This window comes from Aquipseudomonas guryensis (genome assembly GCF_014164785.1).
GTDB lineage: Bacteria > Pseudomonadota > Gammaproteobacteria > Pseudomonadales > Pseudomonadaceae > Aquipseudomonas > Aquipseudomonas guryensis.
The window spans coordinates 976017-1000867 of sequence record NZ_JACJFN010000001.1; the positions used below are offsets into that span (position 1 = coordinate 976017).

At 64.1% G+C, this 24851-nt stretch carries 19 protein-coding genes; 16 read left to right on the forward strand and 3 right to left on the reverse strand.

The features are described 5' to 3' along the window. Positions 1–188: 188 nt before the first annotated feature. Positions 189–1055, reverse strand: a complete 867-nt coding sequence (gene hexR, locus H3H45_RS04485; protein WP_182832522.1) for a transcriptional regulator HexR — start codon at positions 1053–1055, stop codon at positions 189–191. A 109-nt stretch (positions 1056–1164) separates the two neighbouring features. Here hexR and zwf point away from each other — a divergent pair, with 109 nt between their 5' ends. From zwf to trhP, 8 genes are all read left to right on the forward strand, one after another. Then, entirely contained in the window at positions 1165–2592 is a 1428-nt protein-coding gene (gene zwf / locus H3H45_RS04490; RefSeq protein WP_220494187.1) for a glucose-6-phosphate dehydrogenase, read from the forward strand. Positions 2593–2871: 279 nt separating this feature from the next. Continuing rightward, positions 2872–3390: an Hcp family type VI secretion system effector gene (locus H3H45_RS04495; protein WP_160077581.1), complete on the forward strand. Its 519-nt coding sequence runs from the start codon at positions 2872–2874 to the stop codon at positions 3388–3390. 175 nt (positions 3391–3565) lie between these two features. Continuing rightward, a complete protein-coding gene (gene tssI, locus H3H45_RS04500) occupies positions 3566–5668 on the forward strand; it encodes a type VI secretion system Vgr family protein (RefSeq protein ID WP_182832524.1) in 2103 nt (700 codons plus the stop codon). Next, a complete protein-coding gene (locus H3H45_RS04505; protein ID WP_182832525.1) occupies positions 5655–6539 on the forward strand; it encodes a DUF4123 domain-containing protein in 885 nt (294 codons plus the stop codon). The genes tssI and H3H45_RS04505 overlap by 14 nt, the downstream gene beginning before the upstream one ends. Continuing rightward, the gene (locus tag H3H45_RS04510) at positions 6532–9771 is read left to right on the forward strand and encodes a toxin VasX (RefSeq protein WP_182832526.1); all 3240 of its coding nucleotides are present in this window, start codon (positions 6532–6534) and stop codon (positions 9769–9771) included. Before H3H45_RS04505 ends, H3H45_RS04510 begins: the two co-directional genes overlap by 8 nt. Beyond that, on the forward strand, positions 9768–10763 hold the full coding sequence (locus H3H45_RS04515) for a hypothetical protein (protein WP_182832527.1): 996 nt from the start codon (positions 9768–9770) through the stop codon (positions 10761–10763). Before H3H45_RS04510 ends, H3H45_RS04515 begins: the two co-directional genes overlap by 4 nt. 43 nt (positions 10764–10806) lie before the next feature. Then, positions 10807–11256 (forward strand): hypothetical protein, encoded by a 450-nt coding sequence (locus H3H45_RS04520; protein ID WP_182832528.1) that lies wholly within the window; start codon positions 10807–10809, stop codon positions 11254–11256. Positions 11257–11328: 72 nt separating this feature from the next. Next, on the forward strand, positions 11329–12654 hold the full coding sequence (gene trhP, locus H3H45_RS04525) for a prephenate-dependent tRNA uridine(34) hydroxylase TrhP (protein ID WP_220494125.1): 1326 nt from the start codon (positions 11329–11331) through the stop codon (positions 12652–12654). On the opposite strand, the gene H3H45_RS04530 is transcribed toward trhP, so the two are convergent. Further along, the gene (locus H3H45_RS04530) at positions 12655–15534 is read right to left on the reverse strand and encodes a GGDEF domain-containing phosphodiesterase (protein ID WP_182832529.1); all 2880 of its coding nucleotides are present in this window, start codon (positions 15532–15534) and stop codon (positions 12655–12657) included. It abuts the gene before it with no gap. Between the two features lie 185 nt (positions 15535–15719). Here H3H45_RS04530 and uvrD point away from each other — a divergent pair, with 185 nt between their 5' ends. Beyond that, a complete protein-coding gene (gene uvrD / locus H3H45_RS04535) occupies positions 15720–17930 on the forward strand; it encodes a DNA helicase II (protein WP_182832530.1) in 2211 nt (736 codons plus the stop codon). A 148-nt stretch (positions 17931–18078) separates the two neighbouring features. Then, on the forward strand, positions 18079–18654 hold the full coding sequence (locus H3H45_RS04540) for a TetR/AcrR family transcriptional regulator (protein ID WP_182832531.1): 576 nt from the start codon (positions 18079–18081) through the stop codon (positions 18652–18654). A gap of 50 nt (positions 18655–18704) precedes the next feature. Here the strand turns inward: H3H45_RS04540 and H3H45_RS04545 are convergent, their stop codons facing one another. Next, positions 18705–19337, reverse strand: a complete 633-nt coding sequence (locus H3H45_RS04545) for an FMN-binding negative transcriptional regulator (protein ID WP_182832532.1) — start codon at positions 19335–19337, stop codon at positions 18705–18707. Positions 19338–19497: 160 nt separating this feature from the next. On the opposite strand from H3H45_RS04545, the gene H3H45_RS04550 reads away from it, so the two are divergent. The 6 genes from H3H45_RS04550 to H3H45_RS04575 all read left to right on the forward strand — a co-directional run bounded on the left by H3H45_RS04550 (position 19498) and on the right by H3H45_RS04575 (position 24823). Then, complete coding sequence (locus H3H45_RS04550; RefSeq protein WP_182832533.1) at positions 19498–20337, forward strand: Tim44 domain-containing protein; 840 nt, start codon at positions 19498–19500, stop codon at positions 20335–20337. Between the two features lie 128 nt (positions 20338–20465). Continuing rightward, on the forward strand, positions 20466–20834 hold the full coding sequence (locus H3H45_RS04555; RefSeq protein WP_182832534.1) for a VOC family protein: 369 nt from the start codon (positions 20466–20468) through the stop codon (positions 20832–20834). 11 nt (positions 20835–20845) lie between these two features. Then, positions 20846–21280 carry a 3'-5' exoribonuclease gene (locus H3H45_RS04560; RefSeq protein WP_182832535.1) on the forward strand — a complete coding sequence of 145 codons (435 nt, stop codon included), beginning with the start codon at positions 20846–20848 and terminating at the stop codon, positions 21278–21280. 172 nt (positions 21281–21452) lie between these two features. Continuing rightward, entirely contained in the window at positions 21453–23444 is a 1992-nt protein-coding gene (locus H3H45_RS04565; RefSeq protein ID WP_182832536.1) for a PhoX family protein, read from the forward strand. Positions 23445–23701: 257 nt separating this feature from the next. After that, positions 23702–24109, forward strand: a complete 408-nt coding sequence (locus H3H45_RS04570; RefSeq protein ID WP_160487957.1) for an SMI1/KNR4 family protein — start codon at positions 23702–23704, stop codon at positions 24107–24109. Between the two features lie 69 nt (positions 24110–24178). Beyond that, on the forward strand, positions 24179–24823 hold the full coding sequence (locus tag H3H45_RS04575; RefSeq protein WP_182832537.1) for a hypothetical protein: 645 nt from the start codon (positions 24179–24181) through the stop codon (positions 24821–24823). The last annotated feature ends 28 nt before the right edge of the window (positions 24824–24851 follow it).

The following is a 24851-nucleotide window of genomic DNA, read 5'->3' on the forward strand; positions in this document are numbered from 1 at the left end:
TGGTGAAGATCGGGTGAAGCCTGAGGCCTGATCCTGTAGGAGCCAGCTTGCTGGCGATAGGCAGACAGCGTCCCGCTGATCGCCAGCAAGCTGGCTCCTACAAAAGCTTGTGCGGAATAACAGTATCTACAAATGCTCGGAGCCTACGTATGGTGGAAAACCGTGCAGCGTTTTCCACCAAGTGCGCCTCAATCCTCGGCGGCACGCACCGACTTGGGCGACAACCGCAAGCTGCGCAGGCTGCGCTTGACGCTCTTCAGGTGATTGACCAGGTCCGGGCCACGGGCCATGGCCACGCCCATGGCCAGCACATCGATCACCACCAGGTGGGCGATGCGCGAGGTCAGCGGGGTGTAGATTTCGGTGTCTTCCTGCACGTCGATGGCCAGGTTGACGTCGGCCAGGTCGGCCAGCGGCGTTTGCCCTGGGCACAGGGTGATCAGCGTGGCGCCGGACTCGCGCACCAGGTTGGCGGTGATCAGCAGGTCTTTGGAGCGCCCGGACTGGGAAATACAGATGGCCACATCGCTAGGCTTGAGGGTCACTGCGCTCATCGCCTGCATGTGCGGGTCCGAATACGCGGCAGCCGTCAGTAGCAGACGGAAGAACTTGTGCTGGGCATCCGCCGCCACGGCGCCGGAAGCGCCAAAACCGTAGAACTCGATGCGCTTGGCATTGGCGATGGCGTTGATCGCCTTCTGCAGGGCCTGGGTGTCGAGGCGCTCGCGCACTTCCATCAGGGTATGCAGGGTGGTGTCGAAGATCTTCAGGCTGAACTCGGTGACCGAGTCATCCTCCTGGATCGCGAACTGGCCGAAGCTGGCCCCCGCCGCCAGGCTCTGCGCCAGGCGCAGCTTGAGGTCCTGGAAACCGGTGCAACCAATGGCACGGCAGAAGCGTACGATGGTTGGCTCGCTGATGCCGACCTCGTGGGCCAGGTCGGCCATGGAGCTGTGCATCACCGCCGAGGGGTCCTGCAGGACGTAGTCGGCGACCTTGAGTTCGGACTTGCGAAGCAGATGGCGGGACTGGGCAATGTGCTGCAACAGATTCACGGGCGGGACTCGGTTATGATCAGGCTGTAGTGGCCTTGTAGTTATACTACATGAACGCTTGTACCGCACAGGCAAACCCGGAGTCATCCTGTTGAACACCCCCTGCGACATGCTGGTTTTTGGCGGCACTGGCGACCTGGCCCTGCACAAGCTGCTGCCGGCGCTCTACCACCTGCACCGCGACGGCCGCCTGGCCCCGGACATGCGCATCCTTGCGGTGGCGCGCAATGTGCTCACGCGCAGCGCCTACCAGGCCCTGGCCGAACGCCGCTGCCGCGCCCAGGTGGCGCGCCACGACTTCGACAACGACACCTGGGCCAGCTTCGCCGCGCGCCTCGATTACTTCGCCATGGATGCCTCGCAGAGCGCCGAATTCGGCCGCCTGGCCAAGTTCCTCGACGCCGGTACCTGCCAGCGCGGGCGCATCTATTACCTGGCCACCGCACCCAATCTGTTTGAACCGATTGCCGAGAACCTGGCCATCGCCCGCCTGGCCGGCGACAACACGCGGATCGTCCTAGAAAAGCCAATCGGCCATTCGCTGGAATCGGCCCAGGAGATCAACGCGGCGATCGGTGCGGTGTTCAGCGAAGCGCAGGTGTTTCGCATCGACCACTACCTGGGCAAGGAGACGGTGCAGAACCTGATGGCGCTGCGCTTCGCCAATGCCCTGTTCGAGCCGATCTGGCGCGCCGGGCATATCGACCACGTGCAGATCAGCGTCAACGAAACCCTCGGCGTGGAAAACCGCGGCGCCTATTACGACCATGCCGGCGCCATGCGCGACATGGTGCAGAACCACCTGCTACAGCTGCTCTGCCTGGTGGCCATGGAGGCGCCGGTGCGCTTCGACGCCGAAGCGGTGCGCAACGAAAAGGTGAAGATTCTCGAAGCGCTGAAGCCCATCAGCGGCCTCGACGTACAGGACAAGACCGTGCGTGGCACCTATGCCGCCGGCAAGATCGGCGGGCAGGAAGTGCCGGCGTACTACTTCGAGAAACAGGTCGATAACGACAGCGATACCGAGACCTTCGTCGCCCTGCAGGTCGAGGTCGACAACTGGCGCTGGGCCGGCGTGCCGTTCTACCTGCGCACCGGCAAGCGCATGGCCAAGAAGAGCTCGGAGATCGTCATCCAGTTCAAGCCGGTGCCGCACCGCCTATTCGAGGTCAGCCAGGCCAATCGCCTGGTCATCCGCCTGCAACCGGAGGAGCGCATCAGCCTGCAATTGATGGGCAAGACGCCGGGCAAGGGCATGCGCCTGACGCCCATGGAGCTGGATCTCAACCTGGCCCAGGTGTTCCCGCAGAAACGCCGTTGGGACGCCTACGAGCGCCTGCTGCTGGATGTGATCGAAGGCGACTCGACGCTGTTCATGCGCCGCGACGAAGTGGAAGCAGCCTGGGCCTGGGTCGACCCGATCCTCAAGGGCTGGCTGGAGTACTACCAGAATCCACGCCCCTACCCGGCCGGCACCGACGGCCCGGAACAGGCGCAGAGCCTGCTGGAACTGCAAGGGCGTTTCTGGCAGGACTGACTGCGCCACTTTTTGCACAGGCGCCGCGCAGCCAGCACCCGCTCACTGCGCTAGAGCGCCTGCCCCGCCTGGCCCTGCGCCCACTGCGCCGCTTTCTGCACAGACCTGCGCAAACTGTTGCGCAGCTTTTTGTGCGGCGCTTGGCAAGGCGTCTTTCGCGCCCTCTCTAAAACAATTTAACTTATTGTTTTTAAACAGAATTTAAATACTGGCACAGCTCTTGATAACTCTTTGGCTCCCGGACCAGATAGGTCCATGACCCAGGCAAGGAGCGCACTCATGCCAACACCCGCGTATATGACCCTCGAAGGCACCAAACAAGGTCTGATCACCGCTGGCACCTTCACCGAGGATTCGGTCGGCAACATTTTCCAGGAAGGTCATGAAGACCAGGTGCTGGTACAGGCCTTCAACCACCAGGTCATCATCCCGCGTGACCCGCAGTCCGGCCAACCGACCGGCCAGCGCGTACACAAGCCGCTGATGATCACCAAGGTGTTCGACAAGTCCTCGCCGCTGATCTTCAACTCGCTGACCTCCGGCGAGCGCCTGAACAAGTGCCGCATCGAGTGGTACCGCACCTCCGCCACCGGCACCCAGGAGCACTACTACACCATCGAACTGGAAGACGCGGTGATCGTCGACGTGCAGTCGCGCATGCCGAACTGCCAGGATCCGGGCATGGCCCACTTCACCCACCTGGAAGACGTCTACTTCACCTACCGCAAGATCGTCTGGACCCATGAAGTGTCCGGCACTTCCGGCTCGGATGACTGGCGTTCGCCGATCTCCGCCTAAAGCAGTGCTCCGCTCGGGTTGAACCTGAGCCAGGGAGAGGGGCATTTTTGCCCCCCGCGTCACGGCACGCCCGTGGCGCATCCCGGACAATGTACAGGCCTGCAGGAACGCAGACCGCACTACCCGCATCGGCCAGGTCTCCTGGCCGATGCCATTTCGGCAGAAGGAACAACGGATGTTCGCCCCAGCCAATCAGACCCATTTCAGCCTGAGCATCGACGGCGTCGCGCACGACCTGCAAGTGCTCGAATTCAAGGGCTTCGAGGCCCTCAGCCAGCCCTTCGTCTTCACCCTGGAATTGGTCAGCGAACAGCCCGACCTCGATCTCCAAGGCCTGCTGCATCAGCGCGCCTTTCTCGCCTTGTCCAGCCAGGGCAATGGCATCCACGCTTACATCCACCAGGCCGGCCGTGGCGAATCCGGCAAGCGCTTGACCCGCTACCAGTTGGTGCTGCGCCCACAACTGGCCTACCTGGCACACCGTACCAACCAGCGCATCTTCCAGCAGCTCAGCGTGGCCGAGATTATCGCCAGCATTCTGGAAGAGCACGGCATCGTGCAGGGCGCCTACAAATTCCAGCTCGGCGCCAGCTACCCCCAGCGCGACTACTGCGTGCAGTACGACGAGAGCGACCTGCACTTCATCCAGCGCCTGTGCGAGGAAGAGGGCATCCACTACCACTTCCAGCACAGCCAGGACGGCCATGTGCTGATCTTCGCCGACGACCAGACCGCCTTCCCGCGCCTGGCCCCGGTGGCCTACCAGCAGGACTCCGGCCTGGTCGCCGATGACCCGTTGATCAAGCGCTTCGGCCTGCGCCTGGCCACCCGCACCAGCCGCGTCACGCGCCGCGACTACGACTTCGAGAAGCCACGCCTGCAACTGGAGGCGGCACATAAAGGTGATGCCAAACCGGACCTGGAAGACTACGACTACCCCGGCCGCTTCACCGACCGCAGCCGCGGCAAGCACCTGTCCCAACGCGCCTTGGAACGCCACCGCAGCGACTACCAACTGGCCGAAGGCCAGAGTGATCAGCCCCTACTGCTCAGCGGCCACTTCCTCGAACTGACCGCCCACCCGCGCGCCGACTGGAACCAGCTGTGGCTGCTCAATGAAATCCATCACGAGGGCAAGCAGCCGCAGGTGCTGGAAGAGTCGGTCACCGACTTTCTCGGCGGCTCGCTCCCCTCTCCCATTCATGGGAGAGGGGCCGGGGGTGAGGGTTTGACCGGCAACACCGAATCCTTCCAGCAGGGTTACCGCAACCACTTCAGCGCCACCCCCTGGGACATCCCCTACCGCCCGCCGCTGACCCACCCCAAGCCACGCATCCTCGGCAACCAGAGCGCCGTGGTCACCGGCCCCAAGGGCGAGGAAATCCACTGCGATCAGTATGGCCGGGTAAAAGTGCAGTTCCACTGGGACCGCGAGGGCCAGGCCGACGACAAGACCAGCTGCTGGCTGCGCGTCTCCAGCAGCTGGGCCGGCGACCGCTACGGCGGCATCGCCATCCCGCGGGTCGGCATGGAAGCGCTGATCACCTTCCTCGAAGGCGACCCCGACCAGCCACTGCTCACCGGCTGTCTGTACCACGCCGAGCACGTGGTGCCCTACGACCTGCCGGCGAACAAGACCCGCATAGTCTTCAAAACCCTCAGCTCGCCGGGTGGCGGCGGCTACAACGAACTGCGCATCGAAGACCGTAAGGGTCAGGAACAGATCTACCTGCACGCGCAGAAAGACTGGGACGAAAACGTCGAAAACGACCAGAGAATCCGCATCGGCCACGAACGCCACGACACGGTCGAAGCCAACAGCTACACCGAACTGAAAGCCGAGGAACACCGCACCACCCACGCCGACCGCAAGGTGGAAATCCGCGCCAACGACCACCTCACTGTGGCCAACAACCAGCACGTGAAGATCGGCACCGGCCAGTTCGTCGAAGCCGGCAACGAAATCCACCTGTCCAGCGGCCTGAAAGTCGTCCTCGAAGCCGGCGCCGAACTCACCTTCAAGGCAGGCGGAAGCTTCGTCAAACTAGACGCCAGCGGCATCACCCTCAGCGGCGCGGTGGTGAAGATCAACTCCGGCGGCGGGCCTGGAAGTGGCTCGGGAGCGGCGCCGCTATTGCCGGGCAAGGTGAAGGCCGCGGACAGCGATAAAGCCGGCGAGCTACTGATCCAAGCACAGCGCCAGGCGCTGATGCAGAAGAAACCGCTGTGTGCCATCTGCATGGCGGCTCAGTCGGAGGCGGCTCGTGCAAAAGCTTGAGACCTTACCAACTGATCTACCTTGGTCGATGCAGGCTGTACTGATTCTGGACGGCGTCAGCCTGCCCAACCTGCCCCGCAAGCTCTACGAATGGCACCCACAACCCGAGTTTGAACCGCTCTACCTGGGTACAGACTACGAAGCGCTGCTTGACCTATCACCTTGCCTGGTTCGCCTGAGCGGCAGTAGCGATCCCTTACTGCGTCACTACCTCGACCATACGGGGGAAGAATGCGGCTTCATGCTCTTTAGCCGCGCCACATGGCAGGAGCAGGTGCAGCACATGCGCTGGCTTAGCCGGGTGCACGCTCCCCATGGTGAGGAACTGCTGCTGCGCCTGGCGGATCCTGCCGTGTTTCGTGCGCTTCTGGCCGACTCAAGCGAGGCAGCAACTGCCCCTCTGATGGGCCCCTTCGAACTTGCCGTCATGCCGGATGCCCTGGAAGGGATATGGCACAAACATAGACAGCCCCCAGGACGGCAAACGTCTCAAAGCGCCCCCTACACACTCAGCGACGAGCAACTGACGCGACTGGGCGAGGTCAACTTCCGCAACGTCACAGGCAAACTGGATCTATATATGCAGGCGCAATTCCCCGCATACGGCTCAGGCTGGGATCGAGCCAACCGCAGAACCAACCTGAAAAACCTGGCGGACGATGTCTACGCGAAAGGCTTCTGCAGCGAAGAAGAGATTTTTCTCTACGCCAAGATCTTTGGACTGCTCGGCTCAAAAGCCCTGGAAGCGCACCCGGATATCGCCCAACTACTGGAGCAGCGCTCGACCAAGACGCCCTCGCAACGACTCCACAAGGCAGTAGAAATAGCTCAAGGCCGAGCCCCGACGTTGGAAAGGAAACCCGATGCCTAATACCCCAAGCCCAGCCAGCTGCAACACTGCTGATGCCAAAAGCGCAGTGAGCAACTGCCCTGCACGTCAGGCGGAAATTTTCATCGTACCGGCCCGCTATGCCCTCGGCGAAGAAGCCATAACCCACTCGTCACTGAGTCCGCCAATCAGCACCAAGAGCCAGCCAACCGCACTGCGCAAACTGCGTCAGGGCTACCTCTATCTGTGGCACGGAGACGGACCACTGAGACGCTTCGCCGTTGCTCAGGACGGACTGCTCGTCGAGCAGGCGCTCGATCAAAAAGTGTTAAAACTTCAGCAGGGTGAACTGGCAGGGCTGGCGCTCGATAAAAACCATGATGCCTGGCTGATGCACAGCGAAGCACCGCTCTCTCAGGCGGCAATGGATACCCTCGCTGACAGCAGAATCCGACGCCACCGCATGCAGAGGATCGGCCTGACCGAGGTGGCACGACGCCTTGAGTCCGATCACTGTCCCGCACTGACGGAAGCGGACAAAGTCATTGCCGAACTGACACCACAAGCCCGGCAAAAAGCCATGGCCTACGACTATGGCCAGAATGGCGAGGAATACCAGAAAGCCACGGACGAGCTCGGCCGGCGTATGTCAAATGAGCCCGACCTGGAAACACAACAAGCACTGCAGTCCGCCCATATCAGCGCCTGCAACTGGATCGGGGGGCTCGCTCAAGCAGCGCACCAATACCCTGAGTACCGTGATCGTCCGCCGGGAGACTGGAGCGCCGAGGCGTGGAGCGTCACCGCAGCCGAAGCCTGGCTGAGCAAAGCCAGAACCCAGGCTGCCGAACTGCACACTGTGTTCGCCGCCCTCGACGACGACCCTGGCATGCTGCGCGACCTCAACCACGCCCAGGCCAAGGCCAGCGAGCGTGAGGAGGAATGGGACCAACAGAACGCCTTCAAGGGACTGATAGCAGGCTTTATCAACAGCCTGATCAAGGAAGACGGCGCCGAGCTGGCCGGCCAGATCAACTACCGCTATCGCGAGCGCGACATCCTGCTCTCGCCCGAAGAAGGCGAGACACTCCTGCAGGCCCAGCGCGAACTGAAACCGCTGCTGGACGAGGAAACCGAGGTCAACGTTCACCAACGCCACCGCATTGGTCACCCTGCTGCCGACGCTCGTATTGACGACATCAAGCGCCGGGAAGAACAGGTGCTGGCCCCCACCCGCACCTTCATTCCTATCGAGCTGCACGGGCAGCTGCAGGATGTTGTCATGCACTACCGGGCCGAAAAAGCCCGCAACATGACCGACAGCAAGAGTGGCGCCCAGGTAGCCCAGCGCGTGCGCCTGGACCTGATGCAAATCTGGATCGACAACGTCGCCGAACCTCATCGCGAGTGGCTGACCAGCCGTCGCGACCACCTGCTAAGTGATAGCAAAAGCCTGTTCGCCCGCCAGACCAAGAGCCTGTGGTATGCCGACTACCTGAATCTGGATCACTGCAACTGGCTGGCCGAACTGAGCCTCAACAGCCTCAGCGAGCTTTGCAGCACCCCAGAAGGGGTGAGGATTGCCGCCGACCTGCTGCGCGCGCCGAACCCGAGCGAGCCCTTCAGCCTGCTACCAGCTGGATTCTCCCCTGAACTGGCGAACTTCGTCGACAGCGCCGACCGCGCCAACGACCTCCTCGGCGCCTTCGAGGCAGAAAACCAGCAGGCTGTTGGCGCGCTAGTGGGCAAGTTGGTCGGTGCTGGCAAACTGGCCTGGTTGAGCGGCCTGGGAGGAGAAGACAAGACCTGGGGCCTGGCCGTATCCCGCCTGAGCGCGGCTTTTCTAGAGCTCAGCCGCGAGCATCTGGCACCCGTGCCGGCTGGTGTCAAACCGAACAATCCTATTCAGCGCTTCCCCTGGTCAGTCAAGGCTTACATGCTGAGCATGAAGCTGTCCGGTAACTTCATCATAGAAACCGGCCAGGCTGGTTTCCGCATGACTGGACCGGCGGGCCAGGCCCTCTGGGACTGGGGCCAGCAGGGCGGACAACTGCTGCAACGCGGCCTCACCCCCTTGGCCAACGGTCTCAAGGGCCTGAACACCTACGGCGGAGCACTGCCCCTGGCAGCCTTGGTACTGCACCTATTCAACCTGGCCGACCTGCTGCAGCGCGATGCCCATCGGCAGAACGATGGCGTACGCGGTGCAGAGCAGACAGCAGAAACGCTCAAAGTAGGCGCGGCCTTAGCGGCGGTAATTGGCAATGCCTGGTCTTCTACTGGCAAGTTAGAAATATCAGGTAGCTCTTCCCCGCTCAAAATTACGTTCAAGGCACCCATCATCACGCTATTTGGCGGGCTAACCGGCGGATTAGCAGCTCTCGCCAGCGCGGCAGAACTCGCCAAGCTTGCATTTGATATGCAGCGTGATGGCGCCTACTGGCGCAGCGAGCATTGGGTCCGCCTCGCCCACGATGGCGGCATGCTTGGCCTGACCGGCACCCAAGCTGGCTTGGGTGGCTACGCCACCTGGATGGCCCTGACCAATCGCTGGACCACCCAGAAGGCAATTAGCTGGTTCGTGCTGCGCATGGTGCCAGTCAGTTGGCTGATTTTACTGGTCGAGGCGGCGTACTTTATCTGGAACCACTGGTTCAAGGACACCGAACTGCAGAACTACCTGGATGAATGCTGTTGGGGCAACGAGCCGCGCTGGGGCACTACCCCCGAAGGACAGAACCGCGAGCTGCAGGCTCTACTGAGCCTACTGCTTCGCCCACGCATAGCCGTGGAAAGCACCCTGTCCAGCCGCCAAATCGGCAACAGTGGTAACAACATCCTTATCGACAGCTGCACCAGCCGCCTACACCTGCTCCTGCCCAGCGCAACACCACAAAGCCAGTTGCATCTGGCACTGGCAGCGGTCGACCAGGCAGGTCGGGCTGAAGACTTTACCCTCCACTGGCTGAACCAGGCCGAAGCCGACTGGATACCAGCCGAACAAGGCATGGGGCTCAAACTCAGCGGTCCAGTACCCCTGCTGCCTCAGGGTAGCCACTGGCAAGTGCGGGTGCTCTACTACGCCCCCGCCGGCATGCTGGCCGGTACCCTGAATCCTGACAACCTCGTGATCGGTGGCAAGTGGGGACTGCGCTTCCTGATCGACGGCAGCAACATCACCGAACACGTCTCCAACGAAGGTGCACTGCCTAGCGACAGCATCCCAGCCAAGCCAATGAATCTGGCCGCAGCATTTAAGGACAAGACGACATGACCCAGCCGCCCATGGAAACGCGTCAGGGGTTGCTTTGGAAACAGCAGCATCTGGCCCCTCCGGCCATTCCCACCGGCCAGTCAGCCCAGGACCTGCTCAATCTGATCTGGCGCAAGAATGAGATCTATCTGGATATAGGCAGCTTTGCCATGAGTGCCGGCTGGATAACACTTCATGCAATGACATTTGTTTTTTTAATAAGCTCGCTTTGTATTTCTTTGAGTGCCCCCGAAAATATTCAAGGAAATATAGATTGGTTGTTTCATCTGATTGGCCCTGTTCCCGGTCTAATGATCATGGGCCCGCTCTGGTATCTGTTTATTCGCGACTGGAAAAAGCCGCTGCGCCCGCCGCTGCGCTTCAATCGCCAGCGCCGCGAGGTCTGCGTCACCGAGGCAGACGGCACCTCCTGGTTCGTGCCCTGGGAGTGCGTGCATGCCATCGCCCCCAGCGTCACCAATCTCGGCACCTACGGCGCCATGCAGAACGGTGCTCTGATCATCTGGCTGCCACTCAAGGGCGAGGAACACGAGCCCTATCATGAGAACAAGGAAGGTTATGTGTTCATGACCAACCCCGGCCCCGGTGCCTCGGCCATGGCTCAATGGGAATGCATCCGCAGCTTTATGGAAGTGGGGCCTGGCTCTGTGCCGGAGCCAAGTCCCAGCCCAGACTGGGAGGGAAGCTTCTGGGGAGCCGTGGCTCGCTCGTTTATCGAAGCGGGTAAGGAAAAGGGCTGGGGGTATGCGGTATTTGTAACCGGCCTTGTCCATTTCCTAATTTTCAACATCCTCACCTACGCTCATATCGCCCGCAAAAAGCTCGCCGTACTTCCCGACCTCACCATCCCCGAAGCCATCGAGTGGTCCAAGCCCCTGCCGCCCGAGCAATGGGCCAGACGCTCTCCCGAGCTGGCACAGGACATCGCCGAGCGCGAAGCCGAACTAACCACATCGGACAGCCCATGCATAGGAACCCTTCAGGGACAATGAATGAGGCAAAACCTATTTCTATAAACCTCACGGATGAATCGACATGAGTGAAGACAACACCAGCACCTCCACCCGAGCCACCTGCCCTTATTGCCAGCACACCGGCCCGCTCGATGCGTTTCAGCTGCAGCACGTGCTCAAGAAAACTCCAATCAACTGCGAGCAATGCGCTGGCCCGATGATCCTGGCCTGTGAGGATCAGCTAAAGCGCTTCGAGCGGCTCGGCAGCACCGGCATGGTGTTCATGTTGGTGATCACGCTCAGCGCCGTCACCGTGGTGGTGGCCATTGCGCTGAAGTGGCTGGGGGTGATTCGTGGCGATACTCAGTTGATGACCTCCGTGATTGCCACAGCCGTCGGTATCACCACCCTGTTTCTGGCCAAAGCGACCAACGAGTTCACCTTTGAATTGCAGGCGCCCGCACCGAGCAGCCCCGAACAGCTAGCCAGCGAAGACGCGCTGCCCAGCGTCAGCATCCCGGCCAAGCCATAGACCCATATCAATACCCCACGCCTCACGCCTCCCTAGAATCGACGGCCGTTTCAACAGCCGTCGATTACCGCCATGCCCACACTTGCCAAACCCGAACTGCTCTGCCCCGCCGGCACCCTCAAGGCCATGCGCTATGCCTTCGCCTATGGCGCCGATGCGGTGTATGCCGGGCAGCCGCGCTACAGCCTGCGGGTGCGCAACAACGAGTTCGACCACGCCAACCTGGCCATCGGCATCAACGAGGCCCATGCCCAGGGCAAGCAGTTCTACGTGGTGGTCAATATCGCGCCGCACAATGCCAAGCTGAAGACTTTCCTCAAGGATCTGGCGCCGGTGGTGGCGATGGGCCCGGATGCGCTGATCATGTCCGATCCGGGGCTGATCATGCTGGTGCGCGAGCACTTCCCGCAGATGCCGATCCACCTGTCGGTGCAGGCCAACGCGGTGAACTGGGCCAGCGTCGAGTTCTGGCGCCGGCAAGGGCTGAGTCGGGTGATCCTCTCGCGCGAGCTGTCGCTGGAGGAGATCGGCGAGATCCGCCAGCAGGTGCCGCAGATGGAGCTGGAAGTGTTCGTCCACGGCGCGCTGTGCATGGCCTACTCCGGGCGCTGCCTGCTGTCCGGCTACATCAACAAGCGCGACCCCAACCAGGGCAGCTGCACCAATGCCTGCCGCTGGCAGTACCAGGCTCACGAGGGGCAGCAGAATGAACTGGGCGAGATCGTGCGCCAGTGCAGCCCCGCCGCGCCAACCCTGGGGGAAGGCGCGAGTACCGAACGGCTATTCCTGCTCGAAGACGGCAGCCGCCCCGGCGAGCTGATGGAGGCCTTCGAGGATGAGCACGGCACCTACATCATGAATTCCAAGGATCTGCGCGCCGTGCAGCATGTCGAGCGCCTGGTGCAGCTGGGCGTGCATTCGCTGAAGATCGAAGGTCGCACCAAGAGTCACTACTACGTGGCGCGCACCGCTCAGGTGTACCGCCAGGCCATCGACGACGCCGTGGCTGGGCGGCCGTTCGATCGGGCCCTGATGGACGACCTGGAGTCGCTGGCCAACCGCGGCTATACCGAGGGCTTCCTGCGCCGCCACGTGCATGACGAGTACCAGAACTACCAGCGCGGCAACTCGTTCTCCGAGCGCCAGCAGTTCGTTGGCGAGCTGACCGGCGAGCGGCGGGGCAAGTTGGTCGAGATCAAGGTGAAGAACCGCTTCAGCGTCGGTGATCGCCTGCAGCTGATGACGCCGCGCGGCAACCACAGCTTCACCCTGCAGGCGCTATACAAAGGCACTGGCGAAGCCACCGACGTGGCGCCAGGCGACGGCCATACCCTCTATCTAGAGCTGCCTGCAGATATCGAGCTGCGTTATGCCCTGCTGATGCGCTATCTGGACTGATCAGCACATCTCGGCATGGCTGCGCAGCAGCTCGGCGAACTGCTCGGCCGGCAACGGCTGGCTGATCAGGAAGCCCTGCAGTTCGTCGCAGCGCTGGGCCTTGAGGAAGTCCATCTGCGCCTGGGTTTCCACTCCCTCGGCCACCACCTTGAGATCCAGGCTGTGAGCCATGGCGATGATCGCGCGGGTAATCGCCGCATCCTCGCCACCCACCGACAGGTCGCGGATGAAGGTCTGGTCGATCTTCACGTAGTCCACCGGGAAGCGCTTGAGGTAGCTGAGCGAGGAATAGCCGGTACCGAAGTCGTCGATCGCCAGTTTGACGCCCAAATCGCGCAGTTGCTGGAAGGTGGCGATGACGTTCTCGACATTGTCCAGCAGGTGGCTTTCAGTCAGTTCCAGCTCGAGCATATGGGCGGGCAGATCAGTCTCGTCGAGCACCTGGCGCACCAGGCTGACCAGATTGCCCTGGCGCAGCTGGTGCACCGACAGGTTGACCGACACGCGCAGCTCGACCAGCCCCTGCACCTGCCACTCGCGAGCCTGCAGGCAGGCCTGACGCAGAACGAACTCGCCGAGCGGGGCGATCAGCCCGGTCTCCTCGGCCAGCGGAATGAAATCCCCCGGCGGCACCAGGCCCAGCTCCGGGTGACGCCAACGCACCAGGGCTTCGGCGGCATTCAGGCTGTCGTCGGCCAGACATAGCTTGGGCTGGTAGAAGACTTCCAGTTGGCCTTCCTGGATGCCCTTGCGCAACTGGTTCTCGAGCTGCAGACGCTCCAGGGTGCAGGCCTGCAGGTTGTCGGTGTAGAACTGGAAGGTGTTGCCGCCCAGGTGTTTGGCGTGCTGCATGGCCATGTTGGCCTGGCTGATCAGCGCGGAGATTTCTCGCGCGTTGTCCGGTAGCAGGCTGATGCCGATGGAGGCACTGACCACCAGTTCGTGGCCGCCGACATCCATCGGCGTACGCAGCTTGCCGAGCAGGCGGCTGGCAGTGCGCGCCAGGGCCGAGAGGCTGCCGTAGTCGTCGAGAAGGATGGCGAATTCGTCGCCAGACAGCCGCGCGATGGTGTTGGCCTCGGACGCCGCCTGGGTCAGGCGACGGGCCATCTGCCGCAGCAACTGGTCGGCCACTTCATGGCCGAGACTGTCGTTGAGCAGCTTGAAGCGGTCCAGGTCGATATGCAGCAGGGCCAGGCCGCGGCCATGCTGCCGCGAGGCTTCACCGGCCTCGTGCAGGCGCTCGCGGAACAGCGTGCGGTTGGCCAGCCCGGTCAGCTCGTCGTAGTGCGAGAGGTAGCGCAGGCGCTCCTCGGTCTGCCGGCGCGACGACAGGTCGGAGAAGAAACCGACGATATGGCTGACCTGGCCACGGGCATCGCGCACCACGTTGAGTTGCAGCCACTGCGGGTACAGTTCGCCGTTCTTGCGCGTCTCCACCAGCTCGCCGCGCCAGCTGCCATGCTGCTCCAGGTCCTGGCGGATCAGGTGGTAGTGGCGGCGGGTCTCGCGGCTGCTGATCAGGGTCGCCACGCTGCGCCCGAGCACTTCTTCCTTGCGGTAGCCAGTAACCTGGCTGAACGCTTCGTTGACCGACAGCAACATATAGTCGGCATCGAGAATCACGATGCCCTCGCTGGCCGCCTCGAATACCGTGGCCGCCAGGCGCTGCTGTTCTTCGCGCTGCTTGCGCCCGGTGATGTCGCGGCGGGTGCCGAGCATGCGCAGCACCTGGCCCTGCGCGTCGCGCTCCACCGCACGGCCGCGGTCCTCGACCCAGCGCCAGCGGCCATCGGCATGGCGCACGCGGTATTCAACGGTATAGCCGTCGGTGCGCCCCTTGAGGTGTTCGACCAGGGCGCGGCGCAACAGCGGCAGGTCGTCCGGATGCAGGCGCGGCTTGAGGTGGCTGAGCACGCCTTTCACCTCGTCCTGGCTGATGCCGAAGATGCTTTCCAGATGGCTGTGGTGCACCTCGTCGGTCTGCAGGTTCCAGTCCCACAGCCCCAGCTCGCTGGCCTCCAGGGCCAGGCCCAGGCGCGCTTCGCTCTTGCCCAGGGCATGGCTGGCATCATCCAGCTCCAGAGTGCGCTGGGCCACGCGGATTTCCAGCTCGTCGTGGGCCTTGCGCAGCTCGCGCTCGGCGCGGCGGCGCTGTTCCACCTCGCGCGCCAGTTCCTGGTTCAACCCTTCGGCACTTTCCCGCGCATGTTCCAGGCCGCTGATCAGCGCCTGGTTCTGGAAACGCTGCAGCAGGCTGCGCAGGACCAGGCGATTGACCTGCCAGGCCACCACGCACAGGCTCAGCAGCAGGATCAGGCCGAGCATGCCCCAGCCCTGTTGACGGCTGCTGTCACTGAGCAGCAGAAAGATGATGGGTGGCACCAGACACGGCAGGGCAAACACCAGAAATGCCGCGCGGCTGACCGCATAGGCCACGCTGGCAGACAAGATCGCGGCGGCGATCAGGCCATAGACCAGCGCCTGCAGCACGAAGCGGTCGGGCGGCACCAGATAGATCGCGGCAAAGCCCAGGGTCAGCCCGGATAGACCGGCCCCCAGCAGGAACATGCGCCGCCATTGTGGGCTGGCCTGGCGCGATGGCAGGGCGGCGTTGAAGGCTGCCATCTGGATCAGCCGCAATACCGCCAGCAGCACCAGCCAGATCAGCCAGCCACCGAGCAGCAGGCTTTGCTCGCCACCCCACAACAACGCGGCACAGGCCAGGCCGTTGAGCAGCATGAACAGGGTCGGAACCTGGGAACCTTGATAGAGCAGACGGGTTCGCTCGACCGCGATCTCGGTGGCGAACTGCTGGCGAATGGCGCGCGAATCAAGCGGCGACACAGGGGCCGCCGCAGGCGTTACGGGGGTGGTCATAGGCGATTTTCTTGTAATGGTTTGCCCGACTTTTCCCGAGCATACCCGAGCTAGAGCGCCCGCCCAAGCCTGATAGTGGCTTTTTAACAGCCATCATCGACCAATGGCGCACAGTTGTTCACTGACTGAACAGTTCAGTCTGGTCACGGTTTGCCGCCCCCTGCCCCGGCCCGTAGAATGCCGCGATGCAAAATGATCCCGCCCGTTTCGACCCCGAACTCCTCCTCGCTTCCCTCAACGATGCGCAGTGCCAGGCCGTGGCCGCCCCGCTCGGCCGCCAGCTGGTGCTGGCCGGCGCCGGCTCGGGCAAGACCCGCGTGCTGGTCCACCGCATCGCCTGGCTGATCCAGATCGTCAACGCCTCGCCCTACAGCATCCTGTCGGTGACCTTCACCAACAAGGCTGCGGCCGAGATGCGCCACCGCATCGAGCAGATGCTCGGCCTGAATCCCAACGGCATGTGGGTCGGCACCTTCCACGGCCTGGCGCATCGCATCCTGCGGGCGCACTGGCAGGAAGCCGGGCTGGCCGAGAACTTCCAGATTCTCGATTCCGACGACCAGCAGCGCCTGGTCAAGCGGGTGATCCGCGAGCTGGGCCTGGATGAACAGCGCTGGCCGGCCAAGCAGGCCCAGTGGTTCATCAACGGGCAGAAAGACGAAGGCCTGCGGCCGAAGAACATCCAGGCCGGCGGCGACCTGTTCCTCGCCACCATGCTGAAGATCTACGAGGCCTACGAAGCAGCCTGCGCGCGCACCGGGGTGATCGACTTCGCCGAGCTGCTGCTGCGTGCCCTCGACCTGTGGCGCGACAACCCGGGCCTGCTGGCGCACTACCAGCAGCGCTTCAAGCACATCCTGGTCGACGAGTTCCAGGACACCAACGCCGTGCAGTACGCCTGGCTGCGCTTCCTCGCCAAGGGCGGCGAGAGCCTGATGGTGGTGGGCGACGACGACCAGTCAATCTACGGCTGGCGCGGCGCCAAGATCGAGAACATCCAGCAGTACAGCAGCGACTTCCCCGACGCACAGATGATCCGCCTGGAGCAGAACTACCGCTCCACCGCCGGCATCCTCAAGGCCGCCAACGCCCTGATCGCCAACAACAACGGGCGCCTGGGCAAGGAGCTGTGGACCGACGGCGACGACGGCGAGCCACTGTGCCTGTACGCCGCCTTTAACGAGCACGACGAAGCGCGCTACGTGGTGGAAAGCATCGAGCGCGCCCTGAAGACTGGCCTGTCGCGCAGCGAAATCGCCATCCTCTATCGCTCCAACGCCCAGTCGCGGGTGCTCGAAGAAGCCCTGCTGCGCGAGAAGATTCCCTACCGCATCTACGGCGGCCAGCGCTTCTTCGAGCGCGCCGAGATCAAGAACGCGGTGGCCTACTTGCGCCTGCTCGACGGCCGGCACAACGATGCCGCGCTGGAGCGGGTGATTAACGTGCCGACCCGTGGCGTCGGCGAGAAAACCATCGAGGCGATCCGCGAGCACGCCCGCCACAGCGAGCTGTCGATGTGGGCGGCGATGCAGCAGCTGATCGCCAACAAGGCCCTGCCGGGCCGCGCCGCCGGCGCCCTGGCCGCCTTCGTCGAGCTGATCGAGAATTTGGCCGCGAAAGTGCTGGATATGCCCCTGCACCTGATGGCACAGACGGTCATCGAGCAGAGCGGGCTGATCGCCTGGCACAAGGCCGAGAAGGGCGAAAAAGCCCAGGCGCGAGTGGAAAACCTCGAGGAACTGGTCAGCGCCGCGCGCAACTTCGAGAACAACGAGGAAGAGGAGATGAGCCCGCTGGCGGCCTTCCTCACCCACGCCTCCCTGGAGGCCGGCGACACCCAGGCCGACGAGCACGAGGAAAGCATCCAGCTGATGACCCTGCACAGCGCCAAGGGCCTGGAATTCCCCATGGTGTTCCTGGTCGGCATGGAAGAAGGCCTGTTCCCGCACAAGATGAGCCTGGAAGAACCCGGCCGCCTGGAGGAGGAACGCCGCCTGGCCTATGTCGGCGTGACCCGCGCCATGCAGCACCTGGTGCTGACCTATGCCGAGACCCGCCGCCTGTACGGCAGCGAGACCTACAACAAGGTGTCGCGCTTCGTCCGCGAGATTCCGCCGGCGCTGATCCAGGAAGTGCGCCTGTCCAACAGCGTCAGCCGCCCCTACGGCAGCAGCAGTTCGAGCAGCGGCAGCACCAGCAGCATGGGCATGTTCGCCAATGCCGAAGTGCCGGACACCGGCTTTCGCCTCGGCCAGCACGTGCGCCACGCACTGTTCGGCGACGGGGTGATCCTCAACTTCGAAGGCAGCGGCGCCCAGGCGCGGGTGCAGGTCAACTTCGAGGCCGAAGGCAGCAAGTGGCTGATGCTCGGCTACGCCAAGTTGGAGGCGCTGTAATCACTGTTCGGGGTACGACATACGCTTCGTGAACCCGGCGCACCCTACGCCACTAAATGGGCAACGTGCCCTGCACGGGTAATCCGCCTGTCAGCCCGACGCAATTGACCTGACAGGCTGACCATACTGTCGAGCGGAGGTAATCCCCATGCCCCGCTCGAACCCTTCCGCCGACAAGATTCTTGACTGCGCCCTGCACCTGGCCGACCGCTGCGGCTGGGAGCGCCTGCACCTGCACGAGGTCGCCGCCGAGCTGGACAGCGACCTGGCCGCCATTGCCCGCCACTACCGACAGAAGGACGAGCTGGTCGAAGCCTGGTTCGACCGCGCCGACCAGGCCCTGCTGGCCCGCGCCAAAGGCGCTGACCTGCCCGGCCTGAGTGCGGAAAAACGCCTGGAGGAACTGCTGGTGGCCTGGCTGGCCTGCCTCGCCACGCATCGCGCGGTGACCGGGCAGATGCTGCTCTACAAGCTGGAGCCGGGGCACATCCACCTGCAGCTCGGCGGCCTGCTGCGCATCAGCCGCACCGTGCAGTGGTGGCGCGAGGCCGCGCTGCGGCAGAACCTGCACCTCTACCGTATCGCCGAGGAGAGCCTGCTGACCGCCGTTTACCTGCGCACCTTCGTGCACTGGCTGCGCCACCCCAAGGAGGGCGAAGCCGAAGTGCGCGCCCTGCTGCGCCAGCAGTTGCGCAGCGGCCCTCTGCGCTGGCTGCTCAGGTAGGCACCCCGCTCCTACAAGAGAATCACCCCATGCTTCTGCTCGGAGGCGAACTAGGGCAAGCGCTGCATGCACTCGGCCAGGCGTCGCTCGCCCTCCCGCGGCGACGCAGCCAATCCATCGCGCACCCCAGCGAAGTTCGCGGCATCCTTATTCTGGCTGAGCTTGAAGCTGCCCTCGATACGGCTGATCGGCAGGGCGAAGCCGACAATGGCGCGCAGCATGCTATCGATGTACTCGCTCGGCGCATCGCTTACCGCCCACGGCCGTTCGCGACTCCGTTCGTGCTTATCGCTCAGCGCACTGACCAGCGCCAGCAGGCGCTCGCGCTCGTCGAACACCTCGGCGCGGCCATGGGCATGCACCGCCTGGTAGTTCCAGGTCGGCACCACCTTGCCGTGCTCGGCCTTGGCCGGGTAGAAGCTCGGGCTGATATAGGCCTCGGCACCCTGGAACACCACCAGCACCTCGGCCCCGTCAGCCAGGGCACGCCATTGCGGGTTGGCCCGGGCAAAGTGGCCGTACAGAGTGCCGAACTCGCCCTCGCCGGGCACCAGCAGCAGTGGCAGATGGCTGGCCTGCAGGCCCTGCTCGCCCTGGCAGACCAGCGTGGCCACGCCACTGTGCTCGATCAAACCGTGCAGTTCGGCCAGCTCGCTGACGGCAAACGCCTTGGGGATATACATGCAGACACCTCGGGCAAACGTGCAAAGCACAGATGTACCGCACGACCGACAGAGCGAACAGACACAGTTGTACATAAATCCGGAAACACACTGGGCTGGCCTTTGCTCGCCGGACTGGGCAGGATGATGCGCGTACCACCTCATTAACCGGGATACCTTCATGCAGCGCTTTCTCAGCATCGCCCTGGCTCTGTGCCTGGGCCTGACTCTCAGCCTCGACGCCAGTGCCAAGCGCATGGGTGGCGGCAAGACCTTCGGCTCCGCGCCGACCCACCAGACCCGTCAGGCCGATGCGCCAGCCGCCGCACCTGCGGCTGCTACCGGCGCTGCCGCCACCGCTGGGCGTACCGCGCCGGCCGCCAGCGGTGCTTCGCGCTGGCTCGGCCCACTGGCTGGCATCGCCGCCGGTGGCCTGCTCGCCTCGATGTTCATGGGCGACGGCTTCGAAGGTATCCAGTTCCTCGACATCCTCCTGCTCGGCCTGGTCGCTTTCGTCATCTTCCGCCTGATCGCCTCGCGCCGTCAGGCTCAGGGCCAGCCGGCGATGGCCGGTGGCATGCAGCGGCAGATGCCGCAGCAGGCGCCGGTCTTCGGTAGCAGCGCAGCCGCCCGCCCGGTGATCAATGCCCCGGCCTGGTTCGACGAGCAGCGCTTCATCGCCGCCGGCCGCGAGCACTTCCTGTCCCTGCAGCAGCATTGGGACGCCGGCGAGATGGACAAGATCGCCGAATTCGTCACCCCGCAGATGCTCAGCTTCCTCACGGAAGAGCGCGCCAGCCTGGGTGATGGTTTCCAGTCCACCTACATCGACGACCTCGACGCCCAGCTCGACGGTATCGACGAACTGGCCGACAAGACCGTCGCCACTCTGACCTTCCGTGGCGTGGCCAAGACCTCGCGCTTCGACCAGGGCGAGCCGTTCAGCGAAAGCTGGCGCATGGAGCGGGTCAACGGCGAGAACCAGCCCTGGCTGGTGGCCGGTATCCGCCAGAACGGCTGATCCACCCGCACCACGAAAAACCCGGGCCTGGCCCGGGTTTTTTATGCCGACCCCGATCCAGCAGCGCTCAAGCTTGTACTTGCCCCCGCTTACGCTAGATTCTGCCCACCCCCAACGAGGACATCGTCATGATCGGATACTCAATGATCGGCACCGCCGACCTGGACAAAGCCAAAGCCTTCTACGGCGAACTGCTCGCCGAACTGGGCGCCAAAGTGGTCATGGATGTTGGCCGCGCGGCGTTCTATGGCAAGGCCATGAATCAACCGATGCTCGGTGTGTGCCTGCCCTACGACAAGCAACCGGTCAGCGTCGGCAATGGCAGCATGATCGCCCTACCTGCCGGCTCGCGGGACAACGTCGACAAGCTGTATGCCAAGGCCATCAGCCTCGGTGCCAGCGACGAAGGCGCTCCCGGTGAGCGCATGCCAGGCTTCTACGCCGGCTACTTCCGCGATCTGGACGGCCACAAGCTGGCCTTCTTCCACATGGGCTAATGCCGGCGCACATGCACACGCTCTACCTGGATACCGAGTTCACCCGCCTGACAGCCGACTACCGGCTGATCAGCCTGGCCCTGGTCGACCCGGACGGCGCCGAGTTCTATGTAGAACTCAGCGACGGCTGGGCCGCGGCCGACTGCTCCGAATTCGTCCAGGAGATCGTTCTGCCTCAACTCGATCTGGCCCGCCACGGCCACAGCCGTAGCGAAGCCCGCGCCGCCCTGCAGCAATTCCTGCAGGGCTACAGCGCAGTGGAAGTCGTCAGCGACGCCCTGGCCTGGGACTGGCCGCTGCTGCTCGACCTGCTCGGCCGCAACGGCCTGCCCACCCACGTCAGCTGCCGCGAGGACGTCAGCCTGCTCAGCGACCTCGACGAAGCCGCCATTCCCCACCACGCCCTGCTCGATGCGCGCCTGATGAGCCGCGCGGCCAAGCGCTGATCAGCGCGATTCGGCGCTCGCCCAGTACCGCACGCCAACCCCGCCAGCCCAACACGTGCCTGCCGGGCAGTCGCACAACCGACACCAACTCGCCATACAAGCGTCATTCCGCCGTCGCCTTACCCCGTTAGCGTCATGTCTCCGTCGAACCCTCAACAGAAGGAAACGAACCGTGAGCCGTGATGATCAGAACGACGTGCTGTTTGGCAATGGCGATGAGCGCCCCAGCAACCACTCCAGCAACCCGCACCTGAGCGAGCTGATCGACCAGCGTCGGCGGCAGATCATCGCCGGCGCCGGTGCGGTCGGTGCCCTGGGCTTTCTCGGCGTGCTGCCGCAGGCGGTGGAAGCGGCCGAGCAGGCGGGCAAAGGCGTGGCGTTGAAGAAACGCAACCGCCTGCCCTTCGACGCCGTCGCCATCAGCCGCGCCGACGCCATCACGGTGCCCGCCGGCTATCGCGCCAGCGTGTTCGTGCCCTGGGGCACGCCGATCAGCGGGCGCTTCCCGGCCTTCCTCGAAGATGCCAGCAACAGCGCCCAGGACCAGGCCGAACAGGTCGGCATGCACCACGATGGCATGCACTTCTTCCCGGCCGACGCCCAGCGCGGTGCCGGCAAACGCTCCAACCACGGCCTGCTGGTGTTCAACAACGAATACGTCGACGCCCCGCTGCTGCACCCCAACGGCCCGACCACGGTCAATGGCCAGCGCACCAGCGCCGAGGAAGTGCGCAAGGAGATCAACGCCCACGGCGTCACCATCATCGAAGTGCGCCGTGGTCAGGGTGGTGAATGGCAAGTGGTGCCCGGCTACCTCAACCGCCGCATCACGGCCGCTACGCCGATGCAGATGGCCGGTCCAGCGCGCGGCCACGCCCTGCTCAAGACCCTGCACAGCCCGGACGGCACCGCCAGCCGTGGCACGCAGAACAACTGCGCGCATGGCGTAACGCCCTGGGGCACCTACCTGACCTGCGAAGAAAACTGGGCCGGCTACTTCGCCACCCGCGATGCCGACCTGCCGCGCGAGCTCAAGCGCTACGGCCTGCGCGCCACCAGCCGCTTCGGCTGGGACACCCTGCCCGGCGACGAATTCCAGCGCTTCGACGCCACGCGCAAGGCTGCAAGCGCCGAAGGCGACTACCGCAACGAACCCAACCACTTCGGCTGGATCGTCGAGATCGACCCCTTCGACCCCGACTCGCAGCCGGTCAAGCACAGCGCCCTCGGCCGCTTCGCTCACGAAGGCCTGATCTTCGCCCCGGTGCAGGCCGGCAAGCCGCTGGTGTGCTACTCCGGCGACGACTCGCAGAACGAGTACATCTACAAATACGTCAGCCGCGGCAAATACCTGCCCTGGCTGCGCAAGCCGGGCCGTCTGCTCGATGAAGGCACCCTGTACGTGGCGCGCTTCAATGCCGACGGCAGCGGTAACTGGCTGGCCCTCGACCTCAATGACCCGGCCTTCCAGGCTGCCTGCACGGCCGCCGGGGTGAGCTTCGCCGACCAGGGCGAAGTGCTGATCAACACCCGTCTGGCTGCCGACATCGTCGGCGCCACCAAGATGGACCGTCCGGAATGGGGCGCGGTCAATCCGGACAACGGCGAGGTCTACTTCACCCTCACCAACAACAGCTCGCGCGCCAGCGCCGATGCCGCCAACCCGCGTGCAGCCAACCCCTACGGGCACATCATCCGCTGGCGCGAAAACCGCCGCGACCACGCCGGCAAGGGCTTCAACTGGGACATCTTCCTGCTCGCCGGCCCGCAGGGCGACAGCCAGGGGCCGAGCGGTGCGGCACTGGATGAGCGCAACATCCTGGCCAGCCCCGACGGCCTGTGGTTCGACCCGGACGGCCGCCTGTGGATCCAGACCGACATGAGCGGCAGCCAACTGGCCAGCGGCCCGTTCGGCAACAACCAGATGCTGGTGGCCGAGCCGCGCACGGGTGAGATCAAACGCTTCCTGGTCGGCCCGATCGGCGCCGAAGTCACCGGCATCAGCGCCACGCCAGACTTCCGCACCCTGTTCGTCAACATCCAGCACCCCGGCGAAGGCTCGACTCCGGGCAACCTGCTCAGCACCTGGCCCGACGGCCCCGGCCGCCGCCCCCGCTCGGCCACCGTGGTAATCAGCCGCGAAGATGGCAAACGGCTGATGTAAGTCGCACAGCGACTTCCCCAGGTAGATGCCGCTTCCTCCCCTCTCCCATTCATGGGAGAGGGGCCGGGGGAGAGGGTGGCCACCCCGCACGCCCCAACAGGTGTGGGCAGATCGACATTCGTAGCCCGGATGCAATCCGGGAAGCCCCCGCCCACCGGATTACCTCCGGGCTACTTCCGCTCAGCGCCGCAACAGGGTAAAACGCGCGTCCGATCGGCTACCCTCTAGCCGACCGCCGCACTGCCTGGAGAAGCCCCGTGGAAGAAGTCATCGAACAGCTGCGTGAACTCAACGAGCCAGTTCCGGTACCGCTGGAGCTGCCGGAAGAGGAAACCCTGGTGGAAATCCAGGAACAGATCCTCATCCACCTGCCCTTCGAACTGCGCGAATTCCTGCTCAAGGTCAGCGACGTGGTCTACGGCCGCCTGGAGCCGGTAACCGCCGCCGACCCGCACTCGCACACCTATCTGCCAGAAGTCGCCTCGGTGGCCTGGGACCTCGGCCTGCCGCGTGACCTGGTGCCGCTGTGCCAGGACGGCCGCGACTACTACGCCGTGGACGTAGAAGGCACCGTCTGGCTGTGGGACGGCGACGAAGGCGAACTGACCGACGAAAGCTGGGACTCGGTGTGGCACTGGGTGCGCGACGTCTGGCTGGAAAGCTGAGGCTCCGCTAGCAGCACGCCAGGCACTGAGCTTAACTGGCAACCAGATCCGTTTCGGAGCGCCGCCAACATGGCCAAGATCACCCGCTGGCTACCCCTCACCGCCCTCGCCGGCCTGGCGATCGGCGGCGGCCTGTGGTTGGGTCTGGGCGGTTCCGCCGAGGAACCTGGCCCGCTCCCGTCCGCCGCCGATGCAGCGCTGCCGGATGGCGCCCATTCCCAAAGCGCCGGCAGCCTGGCCGACGACGTCAAGCGGGCCGCACTGTTGCAGACGCCTGAGGTGCTGGACTACCAGGCCCGCCTGAAGTTTGCCGGCGATTACCAGATCTTCATCAAGGGCGCCGCCGCCCTGAGCGAGGAGGAGCGCCGCCAGCGCGCCGCCGCCCTGGCCCGCGAAATAGAACGGCGCGAGGCCGCCGGTGAGCTGGCACTGAGCGAGGCGCTGCTGATGCAGGTGGGGCTAGTCCAGGCCGAGGGTGGCGACGAGGCAGCGCAGAAGGCCCGCGCCGATGCACTGCTGGCACGCTACCAGGCACTCAGCGCCGCGCGCGAGGCGCAGGCGAAAGCCCCCGACGCGCGCTTCAGTCGCTACAAATCCGAGGAGAAACGCATCGTCGATGAAGTGATGGCGCTGGACAGCATTCCCGACGGTCTGAGCCGCGACCAGTACCTGCGCCAGCGCCTGCAGGAGGCGCGGGAGCAGACCTACCAGTAAAACGCTAGAAACAGGGGGTTTCTCCAAC